Origin of the sequence: Bradyrhizobium guangdongense, assembly GCF_004114975.1 — a bacterium.
Taxonomy (GTDB): Bacteria; Pseudomonadota; Alphaproteobacteria; order Rhizobiales; family Xanthobacteraceae; genus Bradyrhizobium; species Bradyrhizobium guangdongense.
This window is the reverse complement of sequence record NZ_CP030051.1, coordinates 4413208-4438594: the sequence shown is the minus strand read 5'-3', so window position 1 is coordinate 4438594 and position 25387 is coordinate 4413208. Positions and strand designations below refer to the sequence as shown.

General features: G+C 63.6%; 24 protein-coding genes and 2 tRNA genes. 18 read left to right on the top strand and 8 right to left on the bottom strand.

Translation table 11 applies throughout. The features are described 5' to 3' along the window. Positions 1-99: 99 nt before the first annotated feature. A complete protein-coding gene (locus tag X265_RS21240) occupies positions 100-684 on the bottom strand; it encodes a CoA-binding protein (protein ID WP_128966581.1) in 585 nt (194 codons plus the stop codon). Positions 685-790: 106 nt separating this feature from the next. Continuing rightward, entirely contained in the window at positions 791-1615 is an 825-nt protein-coding gene (locus X265_RS21235) for an enoyl-CoA hydratase (protein WP_164938726.1), read from the bottom strand. Positions 1616-1700: 85 nt separating this feature from the next. Here X265_RS21235 and X265_RS21230 point away from each other — a divergent pair, with 85 nt between their 5' ends. The 6 genes from X265_RS21230 to X265_RS21205 all read left to right on the top strand — a co-directional run bounded on the left by X265_RS21230 (position 1701) and on the right by X265_RS21205 (position 5376). Next, a complete protein-coding gene (locus X265_RS21230) occupies positions 1701-2129 on the top strand; it encodes a PaaI family thioesterase (RefSeq protein WP_092291872.1) in 429 nt (142 codons plus the stop codon). 158 nt (positions 2130-2287) lie between these two features. Then, positions 2288-2752 carry a 50S ribosomal protein L13 gene (gene rplM, locus X265_RS21225; RefSeq protein ID WP_128966579.1) on the top strand — a complete coding sequence of 155 codons (465 nt, stop codon included), beginning with the start codon at positions 2288-2290 and terminating at the stop codon, positions 2750-2752. Between the two features lie 2 nt (positions 2753-2754). Beyond that, complete coding sequence (gene rpsI / locus X265_RS21220; RefSeq protein ID WP_128966578.1) at positions 2755-3237, top strand: 30S ribosomal protein S9; 483 nt, start codon at positions 2755-2757, stop codon at positions 3235-3237. A gap of 229 nt (positions 3238-3466) precedes the next feature. Beyond that, on the top strand, positions 3467-4687 hold the full coding sequence (locus X265_RS21215) for a GGDEF domain-containing protein (protein WP_128966577.1): 1221 nt from the start codon (positions 3467-3469) through the stop codon (positions 4685-4687). A 57-nt stretch (positions 4688-4744) separates the two neighbouring features. Next, positions 4745-4981, top strand: a complete 237-nt coding sequence (locus tag X265_RS21210) for a hypothetical protein (protein WP_128966576.1) — start codon at positions 4745-4747, stop codon at positions 4979-4981. A gap of 98 nt (positions 4982-5079) precedes the next feature. Beyond that, a complete protein-coding gene (locus tag X265_RS21205; RefSeq protein ID WP_025036647.1) occupies positions 5080-5376 on the top strand; it encodes an antibiotic biosynthesis monooxygenase family protein in 297 nt (98 codons plus the stop codon). A gap of 6 nt (positions 5377-5382) precedes the next feature. On the opposite strand, the gene X265_RS21200 is transcribed toward X265_RS21205, so the two are convergent. Beyond that, a complete protein-coding gene (locus tag X265_RS21200; RefSeq protein WP_164938725.1) occupies positions 5383-6555 on the bottom strand; it encodes an AI-2E family transporter in 1173 nt (390 codons plus the stop codon). 234 nt (positions 6556-6789) lie between these two features. On the opposite strand from X265_RS21200, the gene X265_RS21195 reads away from it, so the two are divergent. Both X265_RS21195 and X265_RS21190 read left to right on the top strand, forming a co-directional pair. Then, complete coding sequence (locus X265_RS21195) at positions 6790-7563, top strand: gamma-glutamyl-gamma-aminobutyrate hydrolase family protein (protein ID WP_128966574.1); 774 nt, start codon at positions 6790-6792, stop codon at positions 7561-7563. A gap of 98 nt (positions 7564-7661) precedes the next feature. Continuing rightward, positions 7662-8273, top strand: coding sequence for a hypothetical protein (locus X265_RS21190; RefSeq protein WP_128966573.1), 612 nt, complete (start codon positions 7662-7664; stop codon positions 8271-8273). A 213-nt stretch (positions 8274-8486) separates the two neighbouring features. Here the strand turns inward: X265_RS21190 and glnA are convergent, their stop codons facing one another. Together glnA and X265_RS21180 are read right to left on the bottom strand one after the other, a co-directional pair. Further along, positions 8487-9896: a type I glutamate--ammonia ligase gene (gene glnA, locus X265_RS21185; protein WP_128966572.1), complete on the bottom strand. Its 1410-nt coding sequence runs from the start codon at positions 9894-9896 to the stop codon at positions 8487-8489. 150 nt (positions 9897-10046) lie between these two features. After that, positions 10047-10385: a P-II family nitrogen regulator gene (locus X265_RS21180; RefSeq protein WP_007603495.1), complete on the bottom strand. Its 339-nt coding sequence runs from the start codon at positions 10383-10385 to the stop codon at positions 10047-10049. Positions 10386-10763: 378 nt separating this feature from the next. Between X265_RS21180 and X265_RS21175 the strand changes: the two genes are divergently transcribed. Both X265_RS21175 and X265_RS21170 read left to right on the top strand, forming a co-directional pair. Then, on the top strand, positions 10764-12263 hold the full coding sequence (locus tag X265_RS21175; RefSeq protein ID WP_128966571.1) for an NAD(P)H-hydrate dehydratase: 1500 nt from the start codon (positions 10764-10766) through the stop codon (positions 12261-12263). After that, positions 12263-12703: a GNAT family N-acetyltransferase gene (locus X265_RS21170; protein ID WP_128966570.1), complete on the top strand. Its 441-nt coding sequence runs from the start codon at positions 12263-12265 to the stop codon at positions 12701-12703. The genes X265_RS21175 and X265_RS21170 overlap by 1 nt, the downstream gene beginning before the upstream one ends. A 4-nt stretch (positions 12704-12707) precedes the next feature. Here the strand turns inward: X265_RS21170 and X265_RS21165 are convergent, their stop codons facing one another. Beyond that, positions 12708-14012 carry a multicopper oxidase domain-containing protein gene (locus X265_RS21165; protein WP_128966569.1) on the bottom strand — a complete coding sequence of 435 codons (1305 nt, stop codon included), beginning with the start codon at positions 14010-14012 and terminating at the stop codon, positions 12708-12710. 154 nt (positions 14013-14166) lie between these two features. Here X265_RS21165 and X265_RS21160 point away from each other — a divergent pair. From X265_RS21160 to X265_RS21135, 6 genes are all read left to right on the top strand, one after another. Next, a tRNA-Leu gene (locus tag X265_RS21160) sits at positions 14167-14251 on the top strand. Positions 14252-14433: 182 nt separating this feature from the next. Then, complete coding sequence (gene tig / locus X265_RS21155) at positions 14434-15792, top strand: trigger factor (RefSeq protein ID WP_128966568.1); 1359 nt, start codon at positions 14434-14436, stop codon at positions 15790-15792. 321 nt (positions 15793-16113) lie between these two features. Beyond that, the gene (locus X265_RS21150; RefSeq protein ID WP_128966567.1) at positions 16114-16749 is read left to right on the top strand and encodes an ATP-dependent Clp protease proteolytic subunit; all 636 of its coding nucleotides are present in this window, start codon (positions 16114-16116) and stop codon (positions 16747-16749) included. Positions 16750-17198: 449 nt separating this feature from the next. Then, the gene (gene clpX, locus X265_RS21145; RefSeq protein ID WP_018642420.1) at positions 17199-18470 is read left to right on the top strand and encodes an ATP-dependent Clp protease ATP-binding subunit ClpX; all 1272 of its coding nucleotides are present in this window, start codon (positions 17199-17201) and stop codon (positions 18468-18470) included. Positions 18471-18793: 323 nt separating this feature from the next. Beyond that, complete coding sequence (gene lon / locus X265_RS21140) at positions 18794-21217, top strand: endopeptidase La (RefSeq protein WP_128966566.1); 2424 nt, start codon at positions 18794-18796, stop codon at positions 21215-21217. A 69-nt stretch (positions 21218-21286) separates the two neighbouring features. After that, the gene (locus X265_RS21135; RefSeq protein ID WP_128966565.1) at positions 21287-21691 is read left to right on the top strand and encodes a GFA family protein; all 405 of its coding nucleotides are present in this window, start codon (positions 21287-21289) and stop codon (positions 21689-21691) included. A gap of 129 nt (positions 21692-21820) precedes the next feature. On the opposite strand, the gene X265_RS21130 is transcribed toward X265_RS21135, so the two are convergent. After that, positions 21821-21897, bottom strand: a tRNA-Val gene (locus X265_RS21130). A 31-nt stretch (positions 21898-21928) separates the two neighbouring features. On the opposite strand from X265_RS21130, the gene X265_RS21125 reads away from it, so the two are divergent. Both X265_RS21125 and X265_RS21120 read left to right on the top strand, forming a co-directional pair. After that, complete coding sequence (locus tag X265_RS21125; protein ID WP_245478042.1) at positions 21929-23491, top strand: cytochrome P450; 1563 nt, start codon at positions 21929-21931, stop codon at positions 23489-23491. Continuing rightward, a complete protein-coding gene (locus X265_RS21120; RefSeq protein WP_128966563.1) occupies positions 23491-24351 on the top strand; it encodes a class I SAM-dependent methyltransferase in 861 nt (286 codons plus the stop codon). Before X265_RS21125 ends, X265_RS21120 begins: the two co-directional genes overlap by 1 nt. A gap of 48 nt (positions 24352-24399) precedes the next feature. Here the strand turns inward: X265_RS21120 and X265_RS21115 are convergent, their stop codons facing one another. Beyond that, a complete protein-coding gene (locus X265_RS21115; RefSeq protein ID WP_164938724.1) occupies positions 24400-25386 on the bottom strand; it encodes a cation diffusion facilitator family transporter in 987 nt (328 codons plus the stop codon). Position 25387: the final 1 nt, after the last annotated feature.

Genomic DNA, 25387 nt, shown 5'->3' with positions numbered 1-25387 from the left:
TGCTGATGGGCGCCGTGCTCCCCGTCAAGGCGCCGCGTCACTTCGGAACGATCGTGCTACGCATCGACACGTTCACGAAACGAATGCTTCGCAATTGCGTCAGCTTTGCTCGCTCTTGTTTTTGGCCGCGCGATCCGAGGCTGCGGTATCGCCGCCGCCGACACTCATCCGATTGAGGGATAGACGCATGCCCTGCGTCGGCGCCGGTGCGCGCTTGGAGCTCAGCGTCCGCGAGTTGACGCCCATCCAGGAGATTTCGGACGACAAACGGCCATATTCGATCTTGGGGCAGCGGTTCATCACGACCTTGATGCCGGCGGCCTCGGCCTTTTCCGCCGCCGCATCGTCACGCGCGCCGAGCTGCATCCAGATGACCTTCGGCAGTGGATCGAGCGCGAGAGCCTCCTCGACCACGGGCATGATGTGACTGGAGTTGCGGAAGATGTCGATCATGTCGACGGGACGGCCGATGTCACGCAACGAGGCGACGAAGGGCGCGCCGAGCAGGTCCTTGCCGACATGGCCGGGATTGATTGGAATCATATCGTAGCCGCGCTGCGCCAGGTATTTGAAGGCAAAATAGCTCGGCCGCACGTTGACCGGCGAGGCTCCGACCATCGCGATCGACTTCACGCTGTTGAGAATGGCGCGGATGTAATTGTCGGGATAGGCGTCGTGATTCATTTGTCGTTCTTCTTCCTTGTCATTGCGAGAAGCGAAGCGACGAAACAATCCAGTGTGTTCGCGTGGAGGGATGCCGGATTGCTTCGCTTCGCTCGCAATGACGGGACTACTCATCCCGCCAGGTCGGCGTGCGCTTTTCGATGAAGGCGTTGATGCCTTCCTCGGCATCCCGCGCCATCATGTTCTCGGTCATCACCTCTGCCGCATAGCGATAGGCATCTGCAAGGCTCATCTCGGCCTGGCGATAAAACGCCTCCTTGCCGAGCTTGACGGTGTAGGCGGATTTCAGCGCGACCTTTTCCGCCAGCGCAATCGCGGCGTCGCGCTCGGTACCGGCGGCGACCACGCGGTTGACGAGACCGATCTCGCGCGCGCGTGCGGCCGGGACGGGCTCGCCGGTCAGCAGCATTTCCATGGCCTGCTTGCGCGGCACATTGCGCGACAGCGCCACCATCGGCGTCGAGCAGAACAGGCCGATGTCAACGCCGGGCGTGGCAAAGTGTGCGGCTTCCGACGCGATCGCGAGATCGCAGCTTGCCACAAGCTGGCAACCGGCCGCGGTCGCGATGCCCTGGACGGCTGCGACCACGGGCTTGGGTAGATGCACGATCGCCTGCATCATCGCGCTGCAGGCATTCATCGTCTCGGCGAAGAAGGCACGGCCGCGATCGGGGTCGGTGCGGCGCGCGGTCAGCTCCTTCATGTCGTGGCCGGCCGAGAAGGCAGGTCCGTTGGCCGCGAGCACGACGCCGCGGACCGCCTTGTCGCGGCCGATATCGTTCAGGGCGGCATGCAGGCTCGCGATCATCGCCGTCGACAGGCTGTTCCGCGCGGCCGGCCGGTTGAGGGTCAACACCGCGATTGGGCCGACCATTTCGCGCAGCAGAATTGGCTGAGACGGGGAGGGGGCGCGGGCGGCCTGGCCGGACATTGGAGCGTTTCCGATTGGATTATTACAGTGAGATGATGCAGATAACCTAATGCAGCAGGCGACGCGACGCGAGGGTGGGAACAGCATGGCATTAGCGAAAATGAGCGTGGCGGAGCTCGAGCAGTTTCTCCGTGACGAATTTCCCCAAGCCTTCAGCGGCGACGACATCACGATCGAGAGCGCGGACGGCCAGACCTCCCTTCTGCGCCAGCGCTACAGTGAACGGATGCTGCGGCCGGGTGGAACCGTGTCCGGCCCGACCCTGATGGCCTTGGCCGATTTCGCCATGTACGTGGTGCTGCTGTCGGCGATCGGACCGATCGGGCTTGCAGTCACCACCAATCTCAACATCAACTTCCTGCGCAAGGGCCAGCCCGGGCAAGACGTGCTGGCGGAAGCCCGGCTGCTCAAGCTCGGCAAACGCCTGGCGGTCGGGGAGGTGAACCTGTTATCGGGCACGTCGCCCGATCCGATCGCCCATGTCACATCGACCTACTCCATTCCAAATATTTGACCTTTTTGCAGGTAATATCGCACCTTATTTATAAGTAACTGATTTAATTGAAATAAATTCCACTGCCGGGCATTGACCGTTGCGCGTCTCTTCTCTAGAAACCCGCGCAGTCCGGTGCGGTGTTCGCGCCGATATCTCCCGTCCACGGAAATTCTGACATGAAAACCTTTTCGGCAAAGCCGGCCGAGGTGACGAAGAAGTGGGTGCTGATCGACGCCAAGGGTCTGGTCGTCGGCCGTCTCGCCACCATCGTCGCCATGCGCCTGCGCGGCAAGCACCTCCCGACCTACACCCCGCACGTTGATTGCGGCGACAACGTCATCATCATCAACGCCCAGCATGCAGTCCTCACCGGCCGCAAGCGCGAACAGAAGACCTATTTCAAGCACACCGGCTATGTCGGTCACGTCAAGGAGCGCACCGCGCGCCAGATCCTCGAAGGCAAGCATCCCGAGCGCGTGCTCGAGAAGGCCGTCGAGCGCATGATCCCGCGTGGTCCGCTCGGCCGCGTGCAGATGGGCAACCTCCGCGTTTACGGCGGTGCCGATCACCCGCACGAAGCCCAGACGCCCGAGAAGCTCGACATCGCCAAGTTGAACCGCAAGAACACGAGGGCCGCATAATCATGGCCGAATCCATCCAGTCGCTCGACCAGCTCTCGCAGCTCAAGACCGCTGCCGCGACACCCGATGCGCCCAAGCACGAGAAGAAGGTCGACAAGTTCAACCGCGCCTACGCCACCGGCAAGCGCAAGGACGCGGTCGCCCGCGTCTGGATCAAGCCGGGCGCCGGCAAGGTCACCGTCAATGCGCGCGAGGTCGAGGTCTATTTCGCCCGTCCGGTGCTGCGCATGATGATCGAGCAGCCGTTCTCCGTTGCCCAGCGTTCGGGCCAGTACGACGTGATCTGCACCGTCGCCGGCGGCGGCCTCTCCGGTCAGGCTGGCGCTGTGCGTCACGGCATCTCCAAGGCTCTGACCTATTTCGAGCCGGAGCTGCGCAGCGTGCTCAAGAAGGGCGGCTTCCTCACGCGCGACTCCCGCGTGGTCGAACGTAAGAAGTACGGCAAGGCCAAGGCCCGCCGGTCCTTCCAGTTCTCGAAGCGTTAATCGCTTCGGTCACATTCGCCGCGAAAGCGGCCTCAATGAGATGCAAAAAGGCGCTGATTTCAGCGCCTTTTTTGTTGTTCGTTTGTATGCAAATTGCGCGCGTGTTTCCCGAAAACTTGGGCTCGCGTGAAAACCTGAATGGAACTCGGCGGACATAGCGTCGCAGCTGGAAGGGCGCGCAAATCGGCTGGGCCGATCGCGTAACTGCTATGTTCAAGAGGGGGCCGACATGATGTCGCTCGATAGCATCACGCTCTATTTGGTCGCCACCATGGTCGCCGCATTGCTCGGCGCCATGATGGTGTTTTTCGGCAAGCAGGAGAACAGCCCCGCGCTGAAATGGTGGGGTACGGCCTATCTGCTCGGCGCCGCCTCCGTCGCGTTGTGGACCGCGACGGGCGACAAGCTCGGCCCCTACCTCTCACTTGGCTTGAATGCGGTTGGCTTCGTCGCTTGCGGCATGGTGTGGAATGCGGCGCGCGTCTTCCATGGTCGCAAGCCGAACTGGCCCGGTCTGGTGCTGGGGGCGATCGCGTGGGTCGCGACGGTGATGCTGCTCGATCCCACGGCGTCAATGCTGCGCATGATCATCGGCGCCGGCATCGTTTCCATCTATGCGGCCCTGACCGCAGGCGAGCTCTGGGTCGAACGGCGCAAGAGCCTGCAACGTCGCTGGCCGGCCTTTGTCGTGCCCGTCATGCACGGCTGCGCGTTGATGCTGCCGATCCTGCTCGGCAGCTTTCTGCGCCCGAACGACGCCGGCTTCGCCACCAGCGTCTGGGTCACCGTTTTCGCGGTCGAGCTCGTGCTCTATGCCGTCGGCACCGTCTTCGTGATCTTCATGCTGGTGTCCGAGCGCACTGTCACCGCGCACCGCACCGCGGCGTCAACCGATCCGCTCACGGGCATGCTCAACCGCCGCGGCTTCTCGGAAGCCTGCGCGCGAATGATCGATCGCGAGGCCAAGGGCGGCCGACCCGTCACCGTGATGATCTTCGACATCGACCATTTCAAGTCGATCAACGACCGCTTCGGTCATCCCGCCGGCGACGAGATGCTGAAGCTGTTCTCGACCGTCGTCGTCAACAATTTGCGCATCTCGGACTTGTCGGGCCGCATCGGCGGCGAGGAGTTCGCCGCGCTGCTGCCGTGTGCGCTCGAAGAGGGCGTGCTGGTCGCTGAGCGCGTGCGCGAGGCATTCGAGATGTCAGGCGTCGTGGTCGACGAAGGCCCGGTCGACACCACCGTCAGCATCGGCGTGGCCGGCGGTCCGGCCGGTACCGAGCTCGAGGTGCTGCTCGCCTCGGCCGACACCGCGCTGTACCAGGCCAAGCGCGGCGGCCGTAACCGTGTCGAGGCGGCGGAAGAGCTGCCGTTGTCGCTGGAGAACTGGCGCCGTCAGAGCGCTGCGCGGATCGGTGTACCGAAGACGCAGCCGGCCACGGCCTGAAGCGAGCGGTCTTCGCGGTAATCTTCTGTTTACCATTCGGTTCCTACCATTGCGGTCATGGAATCGATCCGTCGACAGAACCCGCAAGCTGCCCTGATGTCGCTCGAAGCCCACGCCGCTTCGGCGCGCGGTGGCTTCGCCTGCCTGTTCTCGACCGCGGACGAGTACGAGACGGCTCTCATTGCCGAGCGCCGCGCCCAGGGGCGCTACGCGCAAAGGCGCAGCTACTGGCCGGTCGTATTGTTTGTCGGTTGTGCACTCGTCATCGCGGGCACCGTGCTGCTGTTTGCCTGAGAGCGCCGCATTTTCGGTCGGGCAGGGCGCCGTTTCGACGCCTTTTTCTTTGCTTCCGGCTGCGCTAGATGTGGCCATCAAACAAAGGGCGGAAACCGATGATCACCGAGATCGCGCAAATCGACGTCAAGCCGGGCAGCGAGAAGGACTTTGAGGCAGCCGTCGCCAAGGCCAAGGCGGCCTTCGGCCGCTCCAAGGGCTTTCACGGTTTCGAACTGCACAAGTCGATCGAGAAGCCGCAGCGCTACCGGCTGATGGTGAAATGGGCGACGCTGGAGAACCACACGGTCGATTTCCGCGGCTCCGAGAATTTCACCGAATGGCGCGGCCTTGTCGGCCAGTATTTTGCCGCGCCCCCGGAGGTCGAGCACACGGAGACCGTGCTGACGACCTGATCGCGATCAGGCCGCCTTGTCGAGAGGCACCTCATACGTCTTGAAATGATCGATCATCACCTTGGCGATGGCGACGAGTGGCAGCGCCAGCGCCAGGCCCCAGATGCCGAAAACGACGCCGAGCAGGATCTGGAACGCGAACAGCGTGGCCGGCGGGATGTCCAGCGCTTGACGCTGGAGCAGCGGCGTCAGCACATAGCTCTCCATCGCGTGCACGCCGAGGAACAGGATCAACGCCGATAGTGCCGGGATCCAGCCGGAGGCAAGGCTCGCCAGCACCACGACGACGCCGGCGATGATGGCGCCGACGGTCGGGATGAAGGCGAGCAGGCCGGCCTGGATCCCCAGAATGAACGGGCCGGGGATTCCGATGATGGCAAGCCCGATCCAGGTCACCACGCCGACCGCGAGCATGACGATGATCTGCGCGATCAACCAGCGTTCCAGCGTCTCGCCGATACGGTCGATGATCAGGGTCGCACGGAGGCGATGCTTCGCTGGCGCGAGGAACAACAGGCCATCGTGATAGATGCTGGGCTGAGCGGCAAAGGACAGGCCCAGAAACAGAACGATGAAGATGTTTCCCACGCCGTGGATGGTGCCAAGCAGCAGCTTGAAGGTCTGGCTCACGATCGCTCCTCCGCTGGAGGCCAGCGCGTCAGCACCGGGCAAGGGACCGCGCGGGGGCGTCGCCGGCGAAGGCGTCGGGGCCGATGATGGATTGGCTGCAGCGTCAGATGCACCATTGCCAAAATCGAAGAAGCTTGTGTCGATCCCGTGGTTATCCAGGAAGGACTTTACATTGCCGATCTGCGACTTGATGGTGTTGCTGAGCAGCGAGGCCTGCTCGGCGATGGTTGCGCCGCCGAGATAAGCTGCCCCCGCCAGCAGGGCGGCAAGCGCGGCGCAGACGATTGCGAGCCGCACGGCATGTGGCAGCCGGACGTGGCGACCCAGCGCGCCCGTCAGCGCGTTGAGCCCGAGGCCGAGCAGCATCCCCGCGAATATCAGGAGCAGGGTGGCGGCAAAGTACCAGGTGAAGACCAGGGCCCCGGTGAAGAGCACGACAGCGATGCCGCCGACGGCAATGGCCCAAGCCAGGTCTCGAGGCACATCTCGAGCGGCGTCCCGGGCCGGATCTGAGCGGGTCTGGGGCTGTTCATCTCTGGAGGCGGTCACATCTTGTCCTTTTCGGGTCGGACGCACTCTTTCGTGAAATCTGAGCGGGGATCAAGCCGGGGCCGTGCGCCGGATTGAGGCGCTAAGGTCGTCTGAGGTCAAGGCTGCCGGCGTGCGGGGCCTTGGAAGCCGATTTGCGCAAAAATAGCATTGCCGTCCCGCGATCCCCTCTGTTGAATTTGTTCCATTCGAGGGGCATCTTCGGAGAATCTTCTTGCTGGAGGTCGGAACGGGATGAGAAAGCCGGTCGTCGGCGTGATCGGGAACGCCCATCGCGTCGAAAATCGATTTCAGGTCCAGATGGTCGGCGAGCGCAATTTGCGCGCCGTGGCTGAGGTCTCCGGCGGCCTGCCGCTGATGTTCGCGGGCTCCCCTGACATCACCGACATCGCCGCGCTGCTCGATACGGTCGACGGCATCGTGCTCACCGGGGCCCGCGCCAACGTGCATCCGACCCGCTTCAACGTCGATCCCTGCGAGAAGCACGAGCCCTACGACATCCATCGCGACGAGGTCGCGCTGGCGCTTTCAGTCGCCTGCGTGTCCCGCGGCATTCCGCTGTTCGGCATCTGCCGGGGGCTGCAGGAGATGAACGTCGCCTTCGGCGGCTCGCTGCACCCCGAGATCCGCGAAATTCCCGGCCGCATGAACCACCGCATGCCCCGGCTCGAGAATGGCGAGATCCATCCCGATCCGACCGTCGTGTTCGCCGACCGTCATGACGTCGACCTGACGCCGGGCGGCGCATTCGCCAAGCTACTCGGCTGCGAGAAGATCCGGGTGAATTCGCTGCACGGGCAGGGCATCCTCGATCCCGGCAAGCGCGTGCTGATCGAAGGCGTCGCCGAGGACGGCACTATCGAGGCGATCCGTATCGCGGAGGCCCCGACCTTCGCGCTTGGCGTGCAATGGCATGCCGAATACGACCCGCAGCGCAATCCGATCAATCGAAAGCTGTTCGAGGCTTTTGGCGAGGCGATGGTGGCGAAACAGAGGGCGGCGGCGTAGGCCAAGCCTCGTCGTTCTGACCTCATCGTCGGAGAATTGTGCCGAGCGGACGTCGCGCGTTAGGCTCCAGACTGAATCGTCTGATTGGAATCAATTCGATGTCACGCAGCGCCGCCCTCACGGCTCTTGTCCTGCTCGCGTCTCCCGCACTCGCCCAGACCTCGCCGCCGCAGGAAGGCGCGATCACCTGCGCTTCGCCGGTGTCTTCAGATGATACGGAACGGAGCCTGAAGCAGCGCTACGGCAACGATGCCGAGATGCAGGACCTCTCGGGCGCGGAGGGTGAGACCTACAAGGGACTCGTGCTGTTTCCGAAAGCGATGGACCGCCGCATCGAGATCTCCTTCTCCGAGGACAACGCCAAGCGCGCTTCCGGCTTGACCTTGCGGGACACCGCCAGGGCCAGCCGCTGGAAGGTCAGCGGGATCACCATCGGATCGAGCCTCGCCGACGTGCAGAAGGCCAACGGCAAACCGTTCATGGTGGCTGGCTTCGAATGGGACTATGGCGGCTTCGTCACGGACTGGAAGGGCGGCGCGCTCGGTCGCCCGATGCAAGGGGGCTGCACCGTGACGATCCGCTTCGACAGGAAGTCCGGCGCGCCGAAGTCGCTGCTGGGCGATGGCGTGAAGGTCGCTTCCGACAACGCCACGCTGACGAAATGGGCTCCAGTAGTAGTGGAGATCGGGGTGAATTTTCCCGGCAAGTAAGTAATCGACGAACTGTGCTCGCGGCATAAACCAATCGGTAGGAATTGCTGCGCTCCGATTTTCTCGATTCCGATTCGTTCTTTGAGAACGAAGTGGAGTCAGATGCAGAACGAAAGTGATGGGCTGTCGCAGCTCCTCTCATCCCGCGATCGTCGCAAAAACAAAAGGACGCCCCAAGGGGCGCCCTTCGCGTGTCATGGTCGTTCGAGCCACTTAGCCCGAATAGTACATCTCGAACTCGACCGGGTGCGGGGTCATCTCGAAGCGGGCGACTTCGGTCATCTTCAGCTCGATGTAAGCGTCGATGAAGTCGTCGTCGAACACGCCGCCGGCCTTGAGGAAGCCGCGGTCCTTGTCGAGGTTCTCCAGCGCCTCGCGAAGCGAACCGCAGACGGTCGGGATCTGCTTCAGCTCTTCCTTCGGCAGGTCGTAGAGATCCTTGTCCATCGCCGGACCCGGATCGATCTTGTTCTTGATGCCGTCAAGGCCGGCCATCAGCATCGCGGCAAAGCCGAGATAGGGATTGGCCATCGGATCGGGGAAGCGCACCTCGACACGCTTGGCCTTCGGCGAAGCGGTGTAGGGGATGCGGCAGGAAGCCGAACGGTTGCGCGCGGAGTAGGCGAGCAGCACGGGGGCCTCATAGCCGGGGACCAGACGCTTGTAGGAGTTGGTCGACGGGTTGGTGAAGGCGTTGATCGCCTTGGCGTGCTTGATGATGCCGCCGATGTAATGGAGGCAGGTCTCCGACAGGTCTGCGTACTTGTTGCCCGCGAACACCGGCTTGCCGTCCTTCCAGATCGACTGGTGCACGTGCATGCCCGAGCCGTTGTCGCCATAAACCGGCTTCGGCATGAAGGTGGCCGTCTTGCCGTAGATATGCGCGACCTGGTGGATGCAGTACTTGTAGATCTGCATGTGGTCGGCCATCAGCGTCAGTGTGTCGAACTTCATGCCGAGCTCGTGCTGGGCGGAAGCGACCTCATGGTGATGCTTCTCGACCTTGACGCCCATCTTGGCCATGGCGCCGAGCATCTCCGAGCGCATGTCCTGCACGGAGTCCTGCGGGGGAACGGGGAAATAGCCGCCCTTGGTGCGGATGCGGTGGCCGAGATTGCCGCCTTCATATTCGGTGTCGGAGTTGATCGGCAGCTCCGAGGAGTCGAGGCGGAAACCGGTCCTGTAGGGATCGGACGAATAACGCACGTCGTCGAACACGAAGAACTCGGCTTCGGGGCCGACGAACACGCTGTCACCGACGCCCATCGACTTCACCATGGCCTCGGCCTTCTTGGCGATGCCGCGGGGGTCGCGGTTGTAGGGCTCGCCGGTGGTCGGCTCGAGCACGTCGCAGGTGATGACCATGGTGGTCTCGGCGAAGAACGGATCGATCGTCGCGGTCACCGGATCGGGCATCAGGCACATGTCGGACTCGTTGATCGCCTTCCAGCCGGCGATCGAGGAGCCGTCGAACATCGTTCCTTCGGCGAAAATGTCCTCATCGATCATGCTGACGTCGAACGTCACGTGCTGCCACTTGCCGCGCGGATCGGTGAAGCGCAGGTCGACGTATTTGACGTCGTTGTCCTTGATTGATTTCAGGACGTCTTTGGCGGTCTTCATGCATACCCCTTTTGGCTCTGCGGGTCGGTTTCCAGATGAGCAGATTCGTTCTCGCTTTCGGCGAGTTGGCGCAACCGCACAAACGAAATCAGGCCGCCGAAGCAGCCTTTTTTCTTTCAGAGTGTCGCAAAATGCGGGATAGCACCCGGCTCAGATAGCGTCCAGCCCGGATTCGCCGGTTCGGATGCGGATCGCCTCTTCGATGTTGGAGACGAAAATCTTGCCGTCGCCAATGCGTCCGGTTTGCGCGGCACGGCGGATCGCATCGATCGCGCGCTCCACCAGGTCGTCGCCGATGACGATCTCGATCTTCACCTTCGGCAGGAAGTCGACGATGTATTCTGCGCCGCGGTAAAGTTCGGCATGACCCTTCTGCCGACCAAACCCCTTGGCCTCGGTGACGGTGATGCCCTGAAGGCCGACTTCCTGAAGCGCTTCCTTCACCTCGTCGAGCTTGAACGGCTTGATGATGGCTTCGATTTTCTTCACTGCGCGCCTCCCGGCCTTTCGATCAAATAGCAACGTCTTCGTCAGGATGCGCTTTTCTTAACGCACGATCTTGTCTTCGCTATGCCGGGACCTGACCCGCCCGGCAACAACGGCCGGCCATACCCAGACATGCCAGTGAGCACGACAAACCGAAGCGGCTTCCTCGAAAGCAGGGTCTATGCCAAGTTGCAAATGCCCTGATTATTGGAGCGTTATCAGCCTTTTAACGAGCATCTCTGATAGGTTGAACCGGTCGGCTCAAAATACCGCAGACTACGAAATAGGCAAACGGTTCAATATCTGTGCAATCAGATGTTCCGGAAGCCGGATCGGCACGGAATGTGCCTGTTGAAAAGGCGTTTGGACCAGGGAAGTGGCATGGAAGTTCTAACCACCGCCGAGATGCAGCGGGCTGATCAACTCAGCATCACGGCCGGCACGCCCGGCTTCAAGCTGATGCTGAGTGCCGGCCAAGCGGTCGCGGAAGCCGCCAGCGCGCTGGTGGAGGAGGGGCCGATCCTGATCGTCGCCGGCCCCGGCAATAACGGCGGTGACGGTTTTGTCGCAGCCGCCGAGCTTGCCGCGCAAGGGCGCGAGGTCTCGGTGATCCTGATGTGCGAGCGCGATCAGCTGCAGGGCGATGCGGCGTCGGCCGCGCGCGGCTGGAAGCATCCTGTGCTGCCGTTCAATCCGCAGGCGATCGGAAGACCCGCGCTGATCATCGATGCGCTGTTCGGCGCGGGCCTTAGCCGCAGCGTCGACGGCGAGGCGCGCGCGATGATCGAGGCGATCAATGCCAACGGTGCCCCGGTGCTGGCCGTCGATTTGCCGAGCGGCATCAACGGGACCAGCGCGGCCGTCATGGGGGTGGCGGTCAATGCCGAGGAGACCGTCACCTTCTTCCGCAAGAAGCCCGCGCATTTGCTGCTGCCCGGGCGAATGCATTGCGGTCGCGTGCGCGTCGCCGACATCGGCATCGATGCGCAGGTGCTCGAGGAGATCGCGCCGCAGACCTTCGAGAACGATCCGGATTGCTGGGGCGCGGCCTTTCCTGTGCCGCGTATCGACGGACACAAATATGCACGAGGCCATGTGCTGGCGGTATCGGGCGACGCCGCTGCGACCGGCGCGGCGCGGCTCGCCGCCCGCGGGAGCTTGCGCGCCGGTGCGGGCCTCGTGACACTCGCAACCCCGCGCGATGCGCTCGCGATCAACGCGGCCGCGCTGACGGCGGTGATGGTTCGCCCCGTGGACACCGCGGTCGAGTTCGGCGAACTGCTTGGCGACATCAGGTACAACACCTGCATGATCGGCCCGGGGGCCGGCGTCGGCGAGCGCACCTGCGACATGGTCCACACCGCGCTCACTGCGCAGAGGCATCTGGTGCTGGATGCCGATGCGCTGACGAGCTTTGCCGCCAAGCCGGAGCGGCTGTTTGAATCGATCAAGTCCTCGCGGGATAATGCCGTGGTGCTGACGCCGCACGAAGGCGAATTTCCGCGCCTGTTCTCCGACCTCAGCAACAAAACGCCAGGCCGCTCGAAGCTGGAGCGCGTGCGCGCGGCCGCCGAACGCTCCGGCGCCGTCGTGCTGCTGAAGGGGCCGGACACCACAATTGCTGCTCCTGACGGCCGTGCCAGCATCGCCGCCAATGCGCCGCCCTGGCTTGCGACCGCTGGCGCCGGCGATGTGCTTGCCGGGATCATCGCCGGGCTCTTGGCGCAGGGTGTTCCGGCATTCGAAGCTGCCAGCATTGGCGTCTGGATGCACGGCGAGGCCGCGAGCGAAGCTGGGCCGGGGCTGATCGCGGAGGATCTCACCGAGACGCTGCCGGCCGTGCACCGGCGGATCTATAACGCTCTCGGGATCGAGTACTGATGCTGAGGCCCCTCGCGCTCCCCGATATGGGCGCAGCGGCGGAAGTTCATCGCCTCGCATTCGACCAAGCGATGCCGTGGCTGGTCGGGCTGCACACGCCGGACCAGGATCGCTGGTTCTACCGCGAGCGCGTCTTTCCAACCTGTCACGTCTGGGGGCATTTCGACGGCGTTGAGCTCGGTGGGATCATCGCCTTCCGTGACGGCTGGATCGAGCAGCTCTACGTCCGTCCGGATCAGCATGGCCGCGGCATCGGCACCGAGCTCCTCAACGTCGCCAAAGGCGCCAACGAGCGGCTCGAGCTCTGGACCTTCCAGCGCAACGCGCCAGCGCGCCGCTTCTACGAGGCGCGCGGGTTCACGTTGGCCGAGCAGACCGACGGAGCGCGGAATGAGGAGAAGGAGCCCGATGCGCGCTACGTTTGGGCTCGCGCCGGCTGATCGTTCATTCCACTCCGTACCAGCGCACCAACCGCGGTGCGGCCCAATCGGTCACGACCGATTCGATCAGCCATCGTCCCGGCGAGGTTGCGGCGAAGGCGATGCGCTGGATCTGGCCGGGCTCGATGGCGAGCGTGTCGAGCCAGTACGGCTTCCAGCCGTCGTCGAGCCGGTCGAGCAGGCGGAAATGGTGGCCGTGCAGATGAAACACCGTGGTTGCAGGGGCGGGGTTTCTCACGGCCAGCACGACGGTGCGACCCGCCCTGGCCCGGAATGCGGGAGTCGAGGCGGTGGAGAAATTGGCCGGCCGGGTCCAACCGGCTTCCGCTGCCCCGAGCGTGAGATCGAACCGCAGGGCGCCTTTCAAGTCGAGTTTGTCGGGAAGATCATTCGGCGGGAGTGGCCGTGGCGGCGGTAGCGCCGCGCGCCGGTCCAGCTTGCCTGAGACAGCGAGGTGCCCGATCGGGCGGGCCTCCTTGCCATCATGAAGCACCAACGCGGCGGATGTGGCCGCATCCACGAAGGCATCGGCGCGGGCGCCGGGGGCCAGGATCAGGGCGCCGTTGCGGGCCGGGAAGGGCTCGGCGGGCTGGCCGTCCAAGGCCATCACCTGGACCTCGTGGCTCTCCAATTTGATCGCCAGAACAGAGCGTTGCGACCCGTTGATGAAGCGCAGCCGCAGCCGCTCGCCGGCCTCGGCTGAGAGGTCGAATGAAGTTCGGCCGTTCAGGGTGTAGAGCGGGGTCGTATCTTTGGGATCCTGGCCCGGCGGAATCGCGGTGCCGTCCCGCTGGAGGCGCCACTCCTCGATCAGCAGAACCTCGTCGCGATCGACGGCGACCGGCCCGGTTTCGGCGGCGATGATCGGAAGCGGGCGCGCGGGCTGCTTCAGCCGGTCCTCAAAGAGGCGGAAGTCGGCTACGAGGGTCCCGGCGTTTGGTATTGAAATGATTGATGTTTCGGTTGCGTCCGGAGCGACAGGGGCCCGCCCCCGCAAGGGATCGGCCAGGTCAGCGCTGTCAAGGCCGTACCAGACCGGCGCAAGCGGTACGGGCAGGGCGTTCCGGAAGGTCACCTCGCAGCGGTCAAAGCGCTTGAGATGAACGTTGCCGAGGTGACTTACGGCGGCCAGCTCCCAGATCGGTGCAGGAGGCTGATCCGGCCTCAGGGCCAGCGTCGCCTGTCGGGCCTGGAGGGCAAGCTGGGCGGTTGTCACCGGCGTTGCGCCGCCGCCCAACAGGCCCGCAGCGGAGGCCGTCAGGCCGGCCAAAACCTCACGTCTGTTCGGGGCGAAAATCCGCGATTTCATGGTCCGATCCGGATCATGCGACGCTGGATAAGTCCAGCCGTCATGCCTACTTGAAGCCTGCCTCCATCAGGCCATTTTTTTGCTGCGAACAGTCGGGCACATGCTATAAGCCCGGCCGCCCGCGGCATCGCGGCCGGTCTTGATGCAAATTCACGCGGGCGTGGCGGAACTGGTAGACGCGCTGGATTTAGGTTCCAGTGACGAAAGTTGTGGGGGTTCGAGTCCCTCCGCCCGCACCAAGCGCTTATCGCGTTTGCACGGATTACCGAAGGGCCACGCTCTGCGCGGATGTTTTGTCCGTCCGGAGCAAGGCTCTGATGAACCACCGGTGTTGAGGCGTTCGCCTCGCGCCGGACCGATTGATGACAGCGTCCCGACGCGGATAGCGTGCCGGGACCGAACGAAAAGAAGATTGGACGCCATGCAGGTCACAGAAACCCTTTCGGAAGGCTTGAAGCACGAGTTCAAGATCAGCGTTCCCGCGTCTGATCTCGACGCAAAGGCTGGCGCCAAGCTCGTCGATCTCAAGGACAAGGTGCGCCTCAACGGCTTCCGTCCCGGCAAAGTGCCCGTCACTCACCTCAAGAAGGTCTACGGCCGCTCGGTGATGGCCGAGACCATCGACCAGACCATCCGCGACACCAACACCCAGCTGTTCTCCGAGCGCGGCTTCAAGCTTGCGACCGAGCCGAAAATCACCATGCCGTCCGAAAAGGACGAGGTCGAGGAGCTGCTGAACGGCAAGTCCGACCTGACCTATACAGTCGCGATCGAGGTCGTGCCGGCGATTGCGCTCGCCGATTTCAAGACCTTCCAGGTCGAGAAGCCCGTCGCCGACGTCTCCGATTCGGACGTCGACGAGGCGATCAAGCGCATCGCCGACAGCAACCGCACCTATGCCGCCAAGGGTGAGGACGCCAAGGCCGCCTCCGGCGACCGCGTCACCATCAACTTCAAGGGTACCATCAACGGCGAAGCCTTCGAGGGCGGCGCCGGCGAGGGCATCCAGGTCGTGATCGGCTCCAACACCTTCATCCCGGGCTTCGAGGAGCAGCTCATCGGCATTGGCGCCAACGAGACGCGCACGCTGAAGGTCTCGTTCCCCAAGAACTACATGAGCGAGAAGCTCGCCGGCCAGCCGGCCGAGTTCGAGACCACCGCGACGCTGATCGAGGCGCCGCAGGATCTCGCGATCGACGACGAGTTCGCGAAGACGCTCGGCCTGGAATCGCTGGACAAGCTCAAGGAAGCCGCGCGCGAGCGGCTCACGGCCGAGTACGCCGGTGCGACGCGCCAGCGCGTCAAGCGCGCGCTGCTCGATCGTCTCGACGAAGCGCATCGCTTCGAGGCGCCGCCTTCGCTGGTCGAGGAGGAGTTCAATCTGATGTGGAACTCGGTCAAGGCCGAGATGGACTCCGCCGGCAAGACATTTGCCGACGAGGACACCACCGAAGAGAAGGCCAGGGAAGAGTACCGCAAGATCGCCGACCGCCGCGTGCGTCTTGGTCTCGTGCTCTCCGAGATCGGCGAGAAGAACAAGATCACCGTGACCGACGACGAGGTCGGCCGCGCCGTGATCGAGCGCGCGCGCCAGATGCCCGGCCGCGAGAAGGAAGTCTGGGACTATTATCGCAACAATGCCCAGGCTCTGGCCCAGCTTCGTGCGCCGATCTACGAGGACAAGGTCGTCGATTTCATCCTCGAGCTCGCCAATGTCACCGAGAAGAAGGTCTCGCGCGAGGACCTGTACAAGGACGACGAGGAAAAGACTGCGGCCTGAAGGCCTTGAGCAATCCTTGTCTTGAGAAAGCCTTCTATTAAGGATGATCCGCGAACAGGCTCAGCTAGCCAGATGGCCGGCTGGGCCTTTTTGCCAGAATCAGCTTCAAGTGCCGCAAAGGGGGTCGACGGATTAAGCCTTAATTCGCTCCACACTTGTCTGGCGCGAATTGCGCTATATCTGTCGGTACCTACGCGTTCTACCTCTACCCACTTCCTGCATCACGGGACGTCCATCGGCCTTCCGGCACATCCAGTCCGACTGGCAGCCAAGAACTGCAGCCAAGACTGGCGATGTCCGCCTCTAAACCCTAGGTGACTCATGCGCGATCCGGTTGAAACCTACATGAACCTCGTGCCCATGGTGGTCGAGCAGACCAACCGTGGCGAGCGCGCCTACGACATCTTCTCGCGCCTGTTGAAAGAGCGCATCATCTTCGTGACCGGCCCGGTCGAGGACGGCATGTCGACGCTGATCGTCGCACAGCTGTTGTTCCTGGAAGCGGAAAATCCGAAGAAGGAAATCTCGATGTACATCAACTCGCCGGGCGGCGTGGTGACGTCGGGTCTTGCGATCTACGACACCATGCAGTTCATCCGCCCGCCGGTCTCGACGCTGTGCACCGGCCAGGCTGCATCGATGGGCTCGCTGCTGCTGACCGCCGGCGAGAAGGACATGCGCTTCTCGCTGCCGAACGCGCGCATCATGGTGCACCAGCCCTCCGGCGGCTTTCAGGGCCAGGCCACCGACATCATGCTGCATGCGCAGGAAATCCTGAATCTGAAGAAGCGGCTCAACGAGATCTACGTGAAGCACACCGGCCAGACCTACAAGACGATCGAGGACGCGCTGGAACGCGACAAGTTCCTGACGGCCAACGATGCCAAGGAGTTCGGCCTGGTCGACAAGGTCATCGACAAGCGTGCCGAAGAGGCCACGCCCGCGAAGGCCCCGTAGCACTACCGGAACTGCAACATTGATCCCCAGGATTATCGGGGATCGCCCGCACGGCGTTCACGTTAAGGACGCGTTCGCGAGGGCGCAAAAGCCAGTTTTGCGCCCTGCGGCAGGCAGAAAGTTCCGCTTTCGTGCTTGTTTTTCGTGGCAATCCAGCAACGCCGGGGTGATTTCGGTCACTTCGCCCGTGCCAAGACGTGAAATCACGGTATTGTCACGGGTAGCGGGCGGCCTCCCGATTAGCGAATTCTTGATAGTCGGGTGACAGCATGGTTGGCTACGAATGATCGGCTATGATCGCGGAGAATCGAGTGACCGTGATTCGCACGGGATGTAACGCGTAGGGTCTTTTTTGGTACGGAATTTGCTCTACTTAAGCTTCATGACGGCCATCGTGCCGGAATGGAGCGATCGAGCGGAACGGGATCGAACCGCGGACGGAGACATGAATGAGTAAGGTCGGCACGAGCGACTCCAAGAACACGCTATATTGCTCGTTCTGCGGCAAGAGCCAGCACGAAGTCCGCAAACTGATCGCGGGTCCCACGGTCTTCATCTGCGACGAGTGCGTCGAGCTCTGCATGGACATCATCCGCGAGGAGAACAAGTCCTCGCTGGTCAAGTCGCGCGACGGCATTCCGACGCCGAAGGAAATCTGCAAGGTCCTGGACGATTACGTCATCGGCCAGAGCCATGCGAAGAAGGTCCTGTCGGTTGCGGTGCACAACCACTACAAGCGCCTCAACCACCAGACCAAGCACAACGACGTCGAGCTCGCGAAGTCGAACATCCTGCTGATCGGTCCGACCGGTTCGGGCAAGACGCTGCTCGCGCAGACGCTCGCCCGCATCCTGGACGTGCCATTCACGATGGCGGACGCGACCACGCTGACCGAAGCCGGCTATGTCGGCGAGGACGTCGAGAACATCATTCTCAAGCTGCTCCAGGCCGCCGACTACAATGTCGAGCGCGCCCAGCGCGGCATCGTCTACATCGACGAAATCGACAAGATCAGTCGCAAGTCCGACAATCCCTCGATCACGCGCGACGTGTCGGGTGAGGGCGTGCAGCAGGCGCTGCTGAAGATCATGGAAGGCACGGTGGCTTCGGTCCCGCCGCAGGGCGGCCGCAAGCATCCGCAGCAGGAGTTCCTGCAGGTGGATACCACCAACATCCTGTTCATCTGCGGCGGCGCGTTCGCCGGCCTCGAGAAGATCATCTCGGCGCGCGGTCGGTCGACCTCGATCGGGTTCGCGGCCCAGGTGATGGCGCCGGAAGATCGCCGTACCGGCGAGATCTTCCGTCACGTCGAGCCTGAGGATCTCCTGAAGTACGGTCTCATTCCCGAGTTCGTCGGTCGTCTGCCCGTCGTGGCGACGCTCGAGGATCTCGACGAGACTTCGCTGAAGAAGATCCTGACCGAGCCGAAGAACGCGCTGGTGAAACAGTACCAGCGGCTGTTCGAGATGGAGAACATCGAGCTGACCTTCGCCGACGAGGCGCTTGGCGCGGTTGCCCGCAAGGCGATCGAGCGCAAGACCGGTGCGCGCGGATTGCGTTCGATCCTCGAGGCCATCCTGCTCGAGACCATGTTCGACTTGCCGGGCCTGGAAGGTGTGGAAGAAGTCGTGATTTCCCGCGAAGTCGTGGAAGGCACGGCCCGTCCGCTCTACATCTACGCCGATCGGACCGATCGCGCCGTCGAGAATGCCAGCGCCTGATTTCCGGCGCTGGAACGCTCCAATCGTCTCATCAAGTCGGGCTGCGGAAATGTATCTCCGCAGCCGGTATTGCGTCGCTTACCTGCGTGCGTAAGCGCCTGATGGCGCGCGTTTTTCAATGACTTGACACCCCCCGGGTCGATAGCCACCTAATGTCGGCGGCGAGCAAGAATTCCCTTCAAGATTCGCCTCCGTTCCGATCTGGCAAGCCCGGTCCAACCTTCGCATGGTAGGCCGGTTTGTGGATCACCTCGGCACCTTGTGGCGGTTGCGCATGAAAACAGCGGGCTGCGTGCAAGGGGGCAAAGCAAAAGGAAAAGGCCATGACTAATCCAAAACCCCGGCCAACCATCGTCCATGGCGAGACGCACGCTTATCCCGTGTTGCCGCTGCGCGATATCGTCGTCTTCCCGCACATGATCGTCCCGCTCTTCGTCGGTCGCGAGAAGTCGATCCGCGCGCTCGAAGAGGTGATGAAGAACGACGCGCTGATCATGCTCGCGACGCAGAAGAACGCGTCCGACGACGATCCGGCGGCCGATGCCATTTACGAGACCGGGACGCTCGCCAGCGTGCTGCAGCTCTTGAAGCTTCCTGATGGCACCGTGAAGGTGCTGGTCGAAGGGCTCGAGCGCGCGCGCGTGTCGAAATACACCGATCGCGCCGACTATTACGAAGCCACCGCCGTTGCGCTCGCCGACACCGATGCAAAGTCGGTCGAGGCGGAAGCCCTGGCGCGCTCGGTCGTGTCCGACTTCGAAAGCTATGTGAAGCTCAACAAGAAGATCTCGGCCGAGGTCGTCGGCGTCGTGCAGGCGATCACCGATTTCGCCAAGCTCGCCGACACCGTCGCTTCGCATCTCGCCGTCAAGATCGCGGACCGGCAGGGCATCCTGGAGACACTGTCCGTCACCACGCGCCTGGAGAAGGTGCTGGGCCTGATGGAGAGCGAGATCTCGGTGCTGCAGGTCGAGAAGCGTATTCGCTCGCGCGTCAAGCGCCAGATGGAGAAGACCCAGCGCGAGTACTATCTCAACGAGCAGATGAAGGCGATCCAGAAGGAACTCGGCGACGACGATGGTCGCGACGAGCTCGCCGATCTCGAAGAGAAGATCTCCAAGACCAAGCTCTCCAAGGAAGCGCGCGACAAGGCGCAGCATGAATTGAAGAAGCTGCGCCAGATGTCGCCGATGTCCGCGGAAGCGACTGTCGTGCGCAACTATCTGGATTGGCTGCTGTCGATCCCGTGGAACAAGAAGTCCAAGGTGAAGAAGGACCTGGAGCAGGCGCAGGCCATCCTGGATTCCGATCACTACGGGCTCGAGAAGGTCAAGGAACGCATCGTCGAGTATCTGGCCGTGCAGTCGCGCGCCAACAAGCTGACGGGCCCGATCCTGTGCCTCGTCGGTCCTCCCGGCGTCGGCAAGACCTCGCTCGGCAAGTCGATCGCGAAGGCCACGGGCCGCGAATTCGTGCGCGTCTCGCTCGGCGGCGTGCGCGACGAGGCCGAGATCCGCGGTCACCGCCGCACCTATATCGGATCGATGCCCGGCAAGATCATCCAGTCCATGCGGAAGGCGAAGTCGTCCAATCCGCTGTTCCTGCTGGACGAGATCGACAAGATGGGTGCCGACTTCCGCGGCGATCCGTCGTCGGCCTTGCTCGAGGTCCTCGACCCCGAGCAGAACGGGACGTTCGCCGACCACTATCTGGAGGTCGACTACGATCTGTCGAACGTCATGTTCATTACGACCGCGAATACGCTCAACATTCCCGGCCCACTGATGGACCGCATGGAGATCATCCGGATCGCCGGCTACACCGAGAACGAGAAGGTCGAGATCGCGCGCAAGCACCTGATTCCGAACGCGGTGTCCAAGCACGGCCTGGACTCCAAGGAGTTCTCGATCGACGACGACGCGCTGCTGCTTCTGATCCGCCGCTACACCCGCGAAGCGGGCGTGCGCAACCTGGAGCGTGAGCTCTCCACACTCGCCCGCAAGGCGGTGAAGGAGCTGATGATCTCCAAGAAGAAGTCGGTCAAGGTCACCGAGAAGACTCTGGAAGAGTTGCTCGGCGTGCCGAAGTACCGCTTCGGCGAGATCGAGAGCGAGCCGCAGGTCGGCATCGTGACCGGCCTTGCCTGGACCGACGTCGGCGGCGAGCTGCTGACGATCGAAGGCGTCATGATGCCCGGCAAGGGCAAGATGACGGTGACGGGCAATCTGCGCGATGTGATGAAGGAGTCGATCTCGGCGGCGGCGTCCTACGTCCGCTCGCGGGCGATCAACTACGGCATCGAGCCGCCGATGTTCGACAAGCGCGACATCCACGTGCACGTGCCTGAGGGCGCGACGCCAAAGGACGGTCCGTCGGCGGGCGTGGCCATGGCGACCGCGATCATCTCGGTCATGACCGGCATTCCGGTCCGCCACGATGTCGCGATGACCGGCGAGATCACACTGCGCGGCCGCGTGCTGCCGATCGGCGGTCTGAAGGAGAAGCTCTTGGCTGCTGCCCGCGGCGGCATCAAGACGGTGCTGATCCCCGAGGACAACGCCAAGGATCTCACGGAGATTTCCGATGCGATCAAGGGCGGCATGGACATCATCCCGGTCTCGCGCCTCGACGACGTCGTCGCCAAGGCGCTGGTGAAGAAGCCGGTGCCGATCGTCTGGGAAGAGGACACCAAGGTGACGGTGAAGCCGGACGGCGACGAAGCCGCCGGCGGCCTGACCGCTCATTGAGGTTCAGCGAAACATGATAAAACGGCGCCTTCGGGCGCCGTTTTTGTTTTGGAGCGGGGAGCAGGGCGAATGCAGATCGACGGGCAATGCCATTGCGGAAAGATCTCCTTCGAGGCCACGGTCGATCCTGAGGCAGTCTCGGTGTGCCATTGCACCGATTGCCAGACCCTGACGGGCTCTCCGTTCCGAGTGACCGCGATCTGCACGGCGGCGGACATCAAGCTCACCACCGGCACGCCCAAGCTCTACGGCAAGCGCGGCGACAACGGCCGGATGCGCTTCCAGCACTTCTGCGCCGATTGCGGTTCCCCGCTGTTCACCAGCGGCGAGGGCGAGCAGGCCGACGATTGGGGCATCCGCTGGGGCTCGATCCGCCAGCGCGACAAGCTGCGGCCGGTCAGGCAGATCTGGTGCCAGTCGGCCGCAGTCTGGATCGACGCCGTGCCGCTGCTGCCGGGCAGGCCGAGGGATTGAAGGCGCGACAAGCTCGCCGCGAAAGCCCGCCTTCGCCAAACGTCTTCGGCGCGGCAGCCTCCGCCACCTTCGTGCCAATGAGCACCTAGGCTGGCTCGCCGAGCCGTAGCCCGCGAACCGGGTGAAGGCTGGTGGGCGGTCACGGATTCGAACCGCGGACCCTCTCGGTGTAAACGAGATGCTCTAACCAGCTGAGCTAACCGCCCCACGGCGCCTCTTTAGCCCTGCCGCCCTTGAATGGGCAAGGGCGTAGAGATCGATTCAGCCGCCCGCCGCGCGTCGGCATGGGGGCGGCCGGGAACCCCAGCCGACGCTGGGCTTTATTGCATATTATTCCCGGGTTGCCTGGTCGCTGGCCCTATGCCTGATTTTGAGCCCGAAATTTCGCAAAACTATTGCCCGCCGGCGCCGCTTCCGCCGGAGAGTCGGCTGCACTGGATTCGCCTGCTGGCAACGCTGAAGCGAAATCCTCTGGAATGCTGGAGAGCGGAGTTTTTCCGCGAACCGATCGCCAGGGTCAGGCTGCCGTTCGCCGACGCGCTTCTGGTGCACGATCCTGCGGCCATCAGGCGCGTGCTGATCGACAATGCCGGCAACTACCGCAAGGACCCGATCCAGCGCCGCATCCTGGCGAACGGTCTCGCCGACGGGCTCTTGAGCGTCGAGGACGCGCGCTGGGAGGCGCAGCGGCGGATGCTCGCGCCTCTGTTTGCGCGGCGCACGGTGACGACGTTTACGGGGGCGATGCTCACAGCCGTCGATCGTTTGACGGAGCGATGGTGCAATCTGGGGCAGGGGGCTGCGGTCGACGTCGCCGCAGAGATGGCATTGCTGACGCTCAACGTGCTCGCGCTCACCATTTTCTCCGACGGCATTGCAGGCGACTACGACGAATTCCGCGACGCGATGAACGCCTATTTCGCGGTGATCGGGCGGATTGGCGTGCTCGATCTTCTTGGTGTACCGCAATCGGTGCCGCGTCCCGGAGGAGGCCGCCTGCGGCGGACCATGACCTATTTCGAGGGCATCATCGACCGGATCATCGAGGCACGTCGCGATCGGCTGGCAGCCACGCCCGCCGGCGAACCCCCCGCCGATCTGCTAACGCTGCTGTTGCGTGCGCTCGACCCTTCGACCGGGCAATCGATGTCGCTCACCGAGGTGCGCTCAAACATTCTCACTTTCCTGTCGGCCGGCCACGAGACCACGGCGAACGCGCTGAGCTGGTCGATCTTTCTGCTGTCGCAGTCGTCGCCTTGGCGCGCCCGCGTGCGGGAGGAGGCCGCGCGCGAGCTCGCGGGGCCCGTGGAAGGCGTCGCCGACCGGCTGGTGGTGACCCGGGCGGTGGTCGAGGAAGCGCTCCGGCTCTACCCCCCGATCGCGGCGTTGAGCCGGATGGCAAAGGGCCCGGATCGGCTCGGCGGCGTCGCGGTCGAGCCGCGCACGCTGATCGTGATCGCGCCGTATGTGCTGCACCGGCACCTGCTGCTGTGGGACCAGCCCGGTACTTTCGATCCGTCGCGCTTCTTGCCGGAGCAGCGCAGCAGGGTCGGACGATTTGCCTATCTGCCCTTTGGCATCGGTCCGCGCATCTGCATCGGCGCCTCCTTCGCCCTGCAGGAGGCCACGATTGCGCTTGCCGCACTCACCCGGCGCTTCGAGACAGAGCTTTTGCCGGATGCCAAAGTTTGGCCCTCGCAAAAAATTACGCTACGACCGGAGCACGGCTTGCCGATGCGCGTGACGCCGCGCGACTGCGGCGAGCGGCCGGTCTTGCGAGATGAGAAAAAGAGGGCTTGATGGTATCGCCGAGCGGACACGAGCAAAACGCCGATCAGATCGCCTATTGGAACGGCCCCAGCGGGCAGCGTTGGGCCGATCGCCACGCCGCGCAAGAGAGCCTGCTCGGCCCCATCGCCGACGTGCTGATCGCGCGCGCCCGGCCGAAGCCCGGTGAGCGCGTTCTCGATGTCGGCTGCGGCTCGGGGGCGACGACCTTTGCCTTCGCGAAGGCGGTGGCGCCTGACGGGTTTGCGCTCGGTCTCGATGTGTCCGAGCCGATGCTGTCGCAGGCGCGGGCGTTTGCGCCGAAGGGGCTGCCGCTCGATTTCGTGCTGGCGGATGCGACGGTCTATCCGTTCGAGCCTGATAGCTTTGATCTGCTTGCGTCGCGTTTCGGTGTGATGTTCTTCGCCGATCCAATTGCGTCCTTCACCAATCTTCGCCGTGCGCTGAAGCCGACGGGGCGGCTCGCTTTCGTCTGCTGGCGCGAGCCGAAGGAAAATCCGTGGATGATGGCGCCGCTGATGGCGGTCTACAAACACGTGCCGAAGATGCCGCCGGTCGGGCCGGAAGAGCCGGGCCCGTTCGCTTTCGCGTCGGAAGAGCGCGTCACGCGTATCCTCACCGGCGCGGGCTTCGTGGACGTGGCGATGGAGCCGTACAATCTTCCCATGGACATCGCGATCGGCGGCGGCCTCGACGCCGCCGTCGACGGCTCGCTGCAGATCGGCCCCGCCAGCCGCGCGCTCCAGGGCCATCCGCCGGAGACCTATGCGGCCGCCAAAGCGTCGATCCGCGAGACGCTCGCCCCGTTCGTGAAAGGGCAGAGCGTGGCGCTGCAGGGCGCGATCTGGATCGTGACGGCGAAGGCGGGGTAGGGCGCCCGCCACGCTCGCAATGACGATGTTGACGGACCGGTGAGCCCCTTACACCACATCATCAGGCGCCAGGGCGCAGCCATTGTCCGGATGTGTCTCGACCTGGAGCGTGGTATGGCCGATGCGGAAGGTGGTCTTCAGCATCTTCGCGGTGTCCATCAGGAATGCATCGGCTGTGCCTGATGGCATCACGAGATGGCAGGTGAGCGCCGTCTCGGTGGTCGAGATCGGCCAGACGTGGAGATCGTGGATGGCCGATACCCCCGGCCGTGCCAGCAAGAACGTCCTGATCGCGACGAGATCAGTGCCCTTGGGCGCGGCCGCCATCGACATGTCGATGGAGCCGCGGAGCAGGCTTGTCGTGCTCCAGAGAATGGTGCCGCAGATGACGAGGCTGGTGAGGGGATCGAGCCAGAGCCAGCCGGTCCAGATGATCAGCGCCGCCGAGACCACGACGCCCAGCGAGACCGCGGCGTCGGCGGCCATGTGCAAATAAGCGCCCTCGATGTTGATGTCGTCCTTGCGTCCGCCGGCGAACAGCATGGCGGTGAAGCCGTTGATGAGGATTCCGATGCCGGCGACCACCATCACGGTGACGCCCGCGACCGGCTCCGGATCTCGCAGGCGCAGGATCGCCTCCCAGCCGATCGCGCCGGTGGCGACCAGCAGGAACACCGCATTGGCCAGCGCAGCCAGAATCGTGGAGGCGCGGAAGCCATAGGTAAAGCGGCCGATCGGGGCACGCCGCGCCGCGATCGAGGCGCCCCAGGCCACGACCAGGCCGAGCACGTCGGACAGGTTATGGCCGGCGTCGGCGAGGAGGGCGGTGGAATTGCCGAGATAGCCGTAGACCGCCTCGGCCACGACGAGTGCGGTGTTGAGCGTAATGCCGATCGCGAACGCCTTGCCGAAACTGGCGGGCGCGTGAACATGGGCGTGACCATGACCGTGCGAATGGCTGTGGTCGTGGCCACGATCATGCGCATGATCGCCATGGTCATGGTGATGATGACCGTGATGGTCGTGGTTGCCCAAA

Coding starts and splice junctions, on each gene's coding strand:
- X265_RS21240 (WP_128966581.1), bottom strand. CDS start 684: ATGAATCACGACGCCTATCCCGACAATTACATCCGCGCCATTCTCAAC.
- X265_RS21235 (WP_164938726.1), bottom strand. CDS start 1,615: ATGTCCGGCCAGGCCGCCCGCGCCCCCTCCCCGTCTCAGCCAATTCTG.
- X265_RS21230 (WP_092291872.1), top strand. CDS start 1,701: ATGGCATTAGCGAAAATGAGCGTGGCGGAGCTCGAGCAGTTTCTCCGT.
- rplM (WP_128966579.1), top strand. CDS start 2,288: ATGAAAACCTTTTCGGCAAAGCCGGCCGAGGTGACGAAGAAGTGGGTG.
- rpsI (WP_128966578.1), top strand. CDS start 2,755: ATGGCCGAATCCATCCAGTCGCTCGACCAGCTCTCGCAGCTCAAGACC.
- X265_RS21215 (WP_128966577.1), top strand. CDS start 3,467: ATGATGTCGCTCGATAGCATCACGCTCTATTTGGTCGCCACCATGGTC.
- X265_RS21210 (WP_128966576.1), top strand. CDS start 4,745: ATGGAATCGATCCGTCGACAGAACCCGCAAGCTGCCCTGATGTCGCTC.
- X265_RS21205 (WP_025036647.1), top strand. CDS start 5,080: ATGATCACCGAGATCGCGCAAATCGACGTCAAGCCGGGCAGCGAGAAG.
- X265_RS21195 (WP_128966574.1), top strand. CDS start 6,790: ATGAGAAAGCCGGTCGTCGGCGTGATCGGGAACGCCCATCGCGTCGAA.
- X265_RS21190 (WP_128966573.1), top strand. CDS start 7,662: ATGTCACGCAGCGCCGCCCTCACGGCTCTTGTCCTGCTCGCGTCTCCC.
- glnA (WP_128966572.1), bottom strand. CDS start 9,896: ATGAAGACCGCCAAAGACGTCCTGAAATCAATCAAGGACAACGACGTC.
- X265_RS21175 (WP_128966571.1), top strand. CDS start 10,764: ATGGAAGTTCTAACCACCGCCGAGATGCAGCGGGCTGATCAACTCAGC.
- X265_RS21170 (WP_128966570.1), top strand. CDS start 12,263: ATGCTGAGGCCCCTCGCGCTCCCCGATATGGGCGCAGCGGCGGAAGTT.
- X265_RS21165 (WP_128966569.1), bottom strand. CDS start 14,012: ATGAAATCGCGGATTTTCGCCCCGAACAGACGTGAGGTTTTGGCCGGC.
- tig (WP_128966568.1), top strand. CDS start 14,434: ATGCAGGTCACAGAAACCCTTTCGGAAGGCTTGAAGCACGAGTTCAAG.
- X265_RS21150 (WP_128966567.1), top strand. CDS start 16,114: ATGCGCGATCCGGTTGAAACCTACATGAACCTCGTGCCCATGGTGGTC.
- clpX (WP_018642420.1), top strand. CDS start 17,199: ATGAGTAAGGTCGGCACGAGCGACTCCAAGAACACGCTATATTGCTCG.
- lon (WP_128966566.1), top strand. CDS start 18,794: ATGACTAATCCAAAACCCCGGCCAACCATCGTCCATGGCGAGACGCAC.
- X265_RS21135 (WP_128966565.1), top strand. CDS start 21,287: ATGCAGATCGACGGGCAATGCCATTGCGGAAAGATCTCCTTCGAGGCC.
- X265_RS21125 (WP_245478042.1), top strand. CDS start 21,929: ATGGGCAAGGGCGTAGAGATCGATTCAGCCGCCCGCCGCGCGTCGGCA.
- X265_RS21120 (WP_128966563.1), top strand. CDS start 23,491: ATGGTATCGCCGAGCGGACACGAGCAAAACGCCGATCAGATCGCCTAT.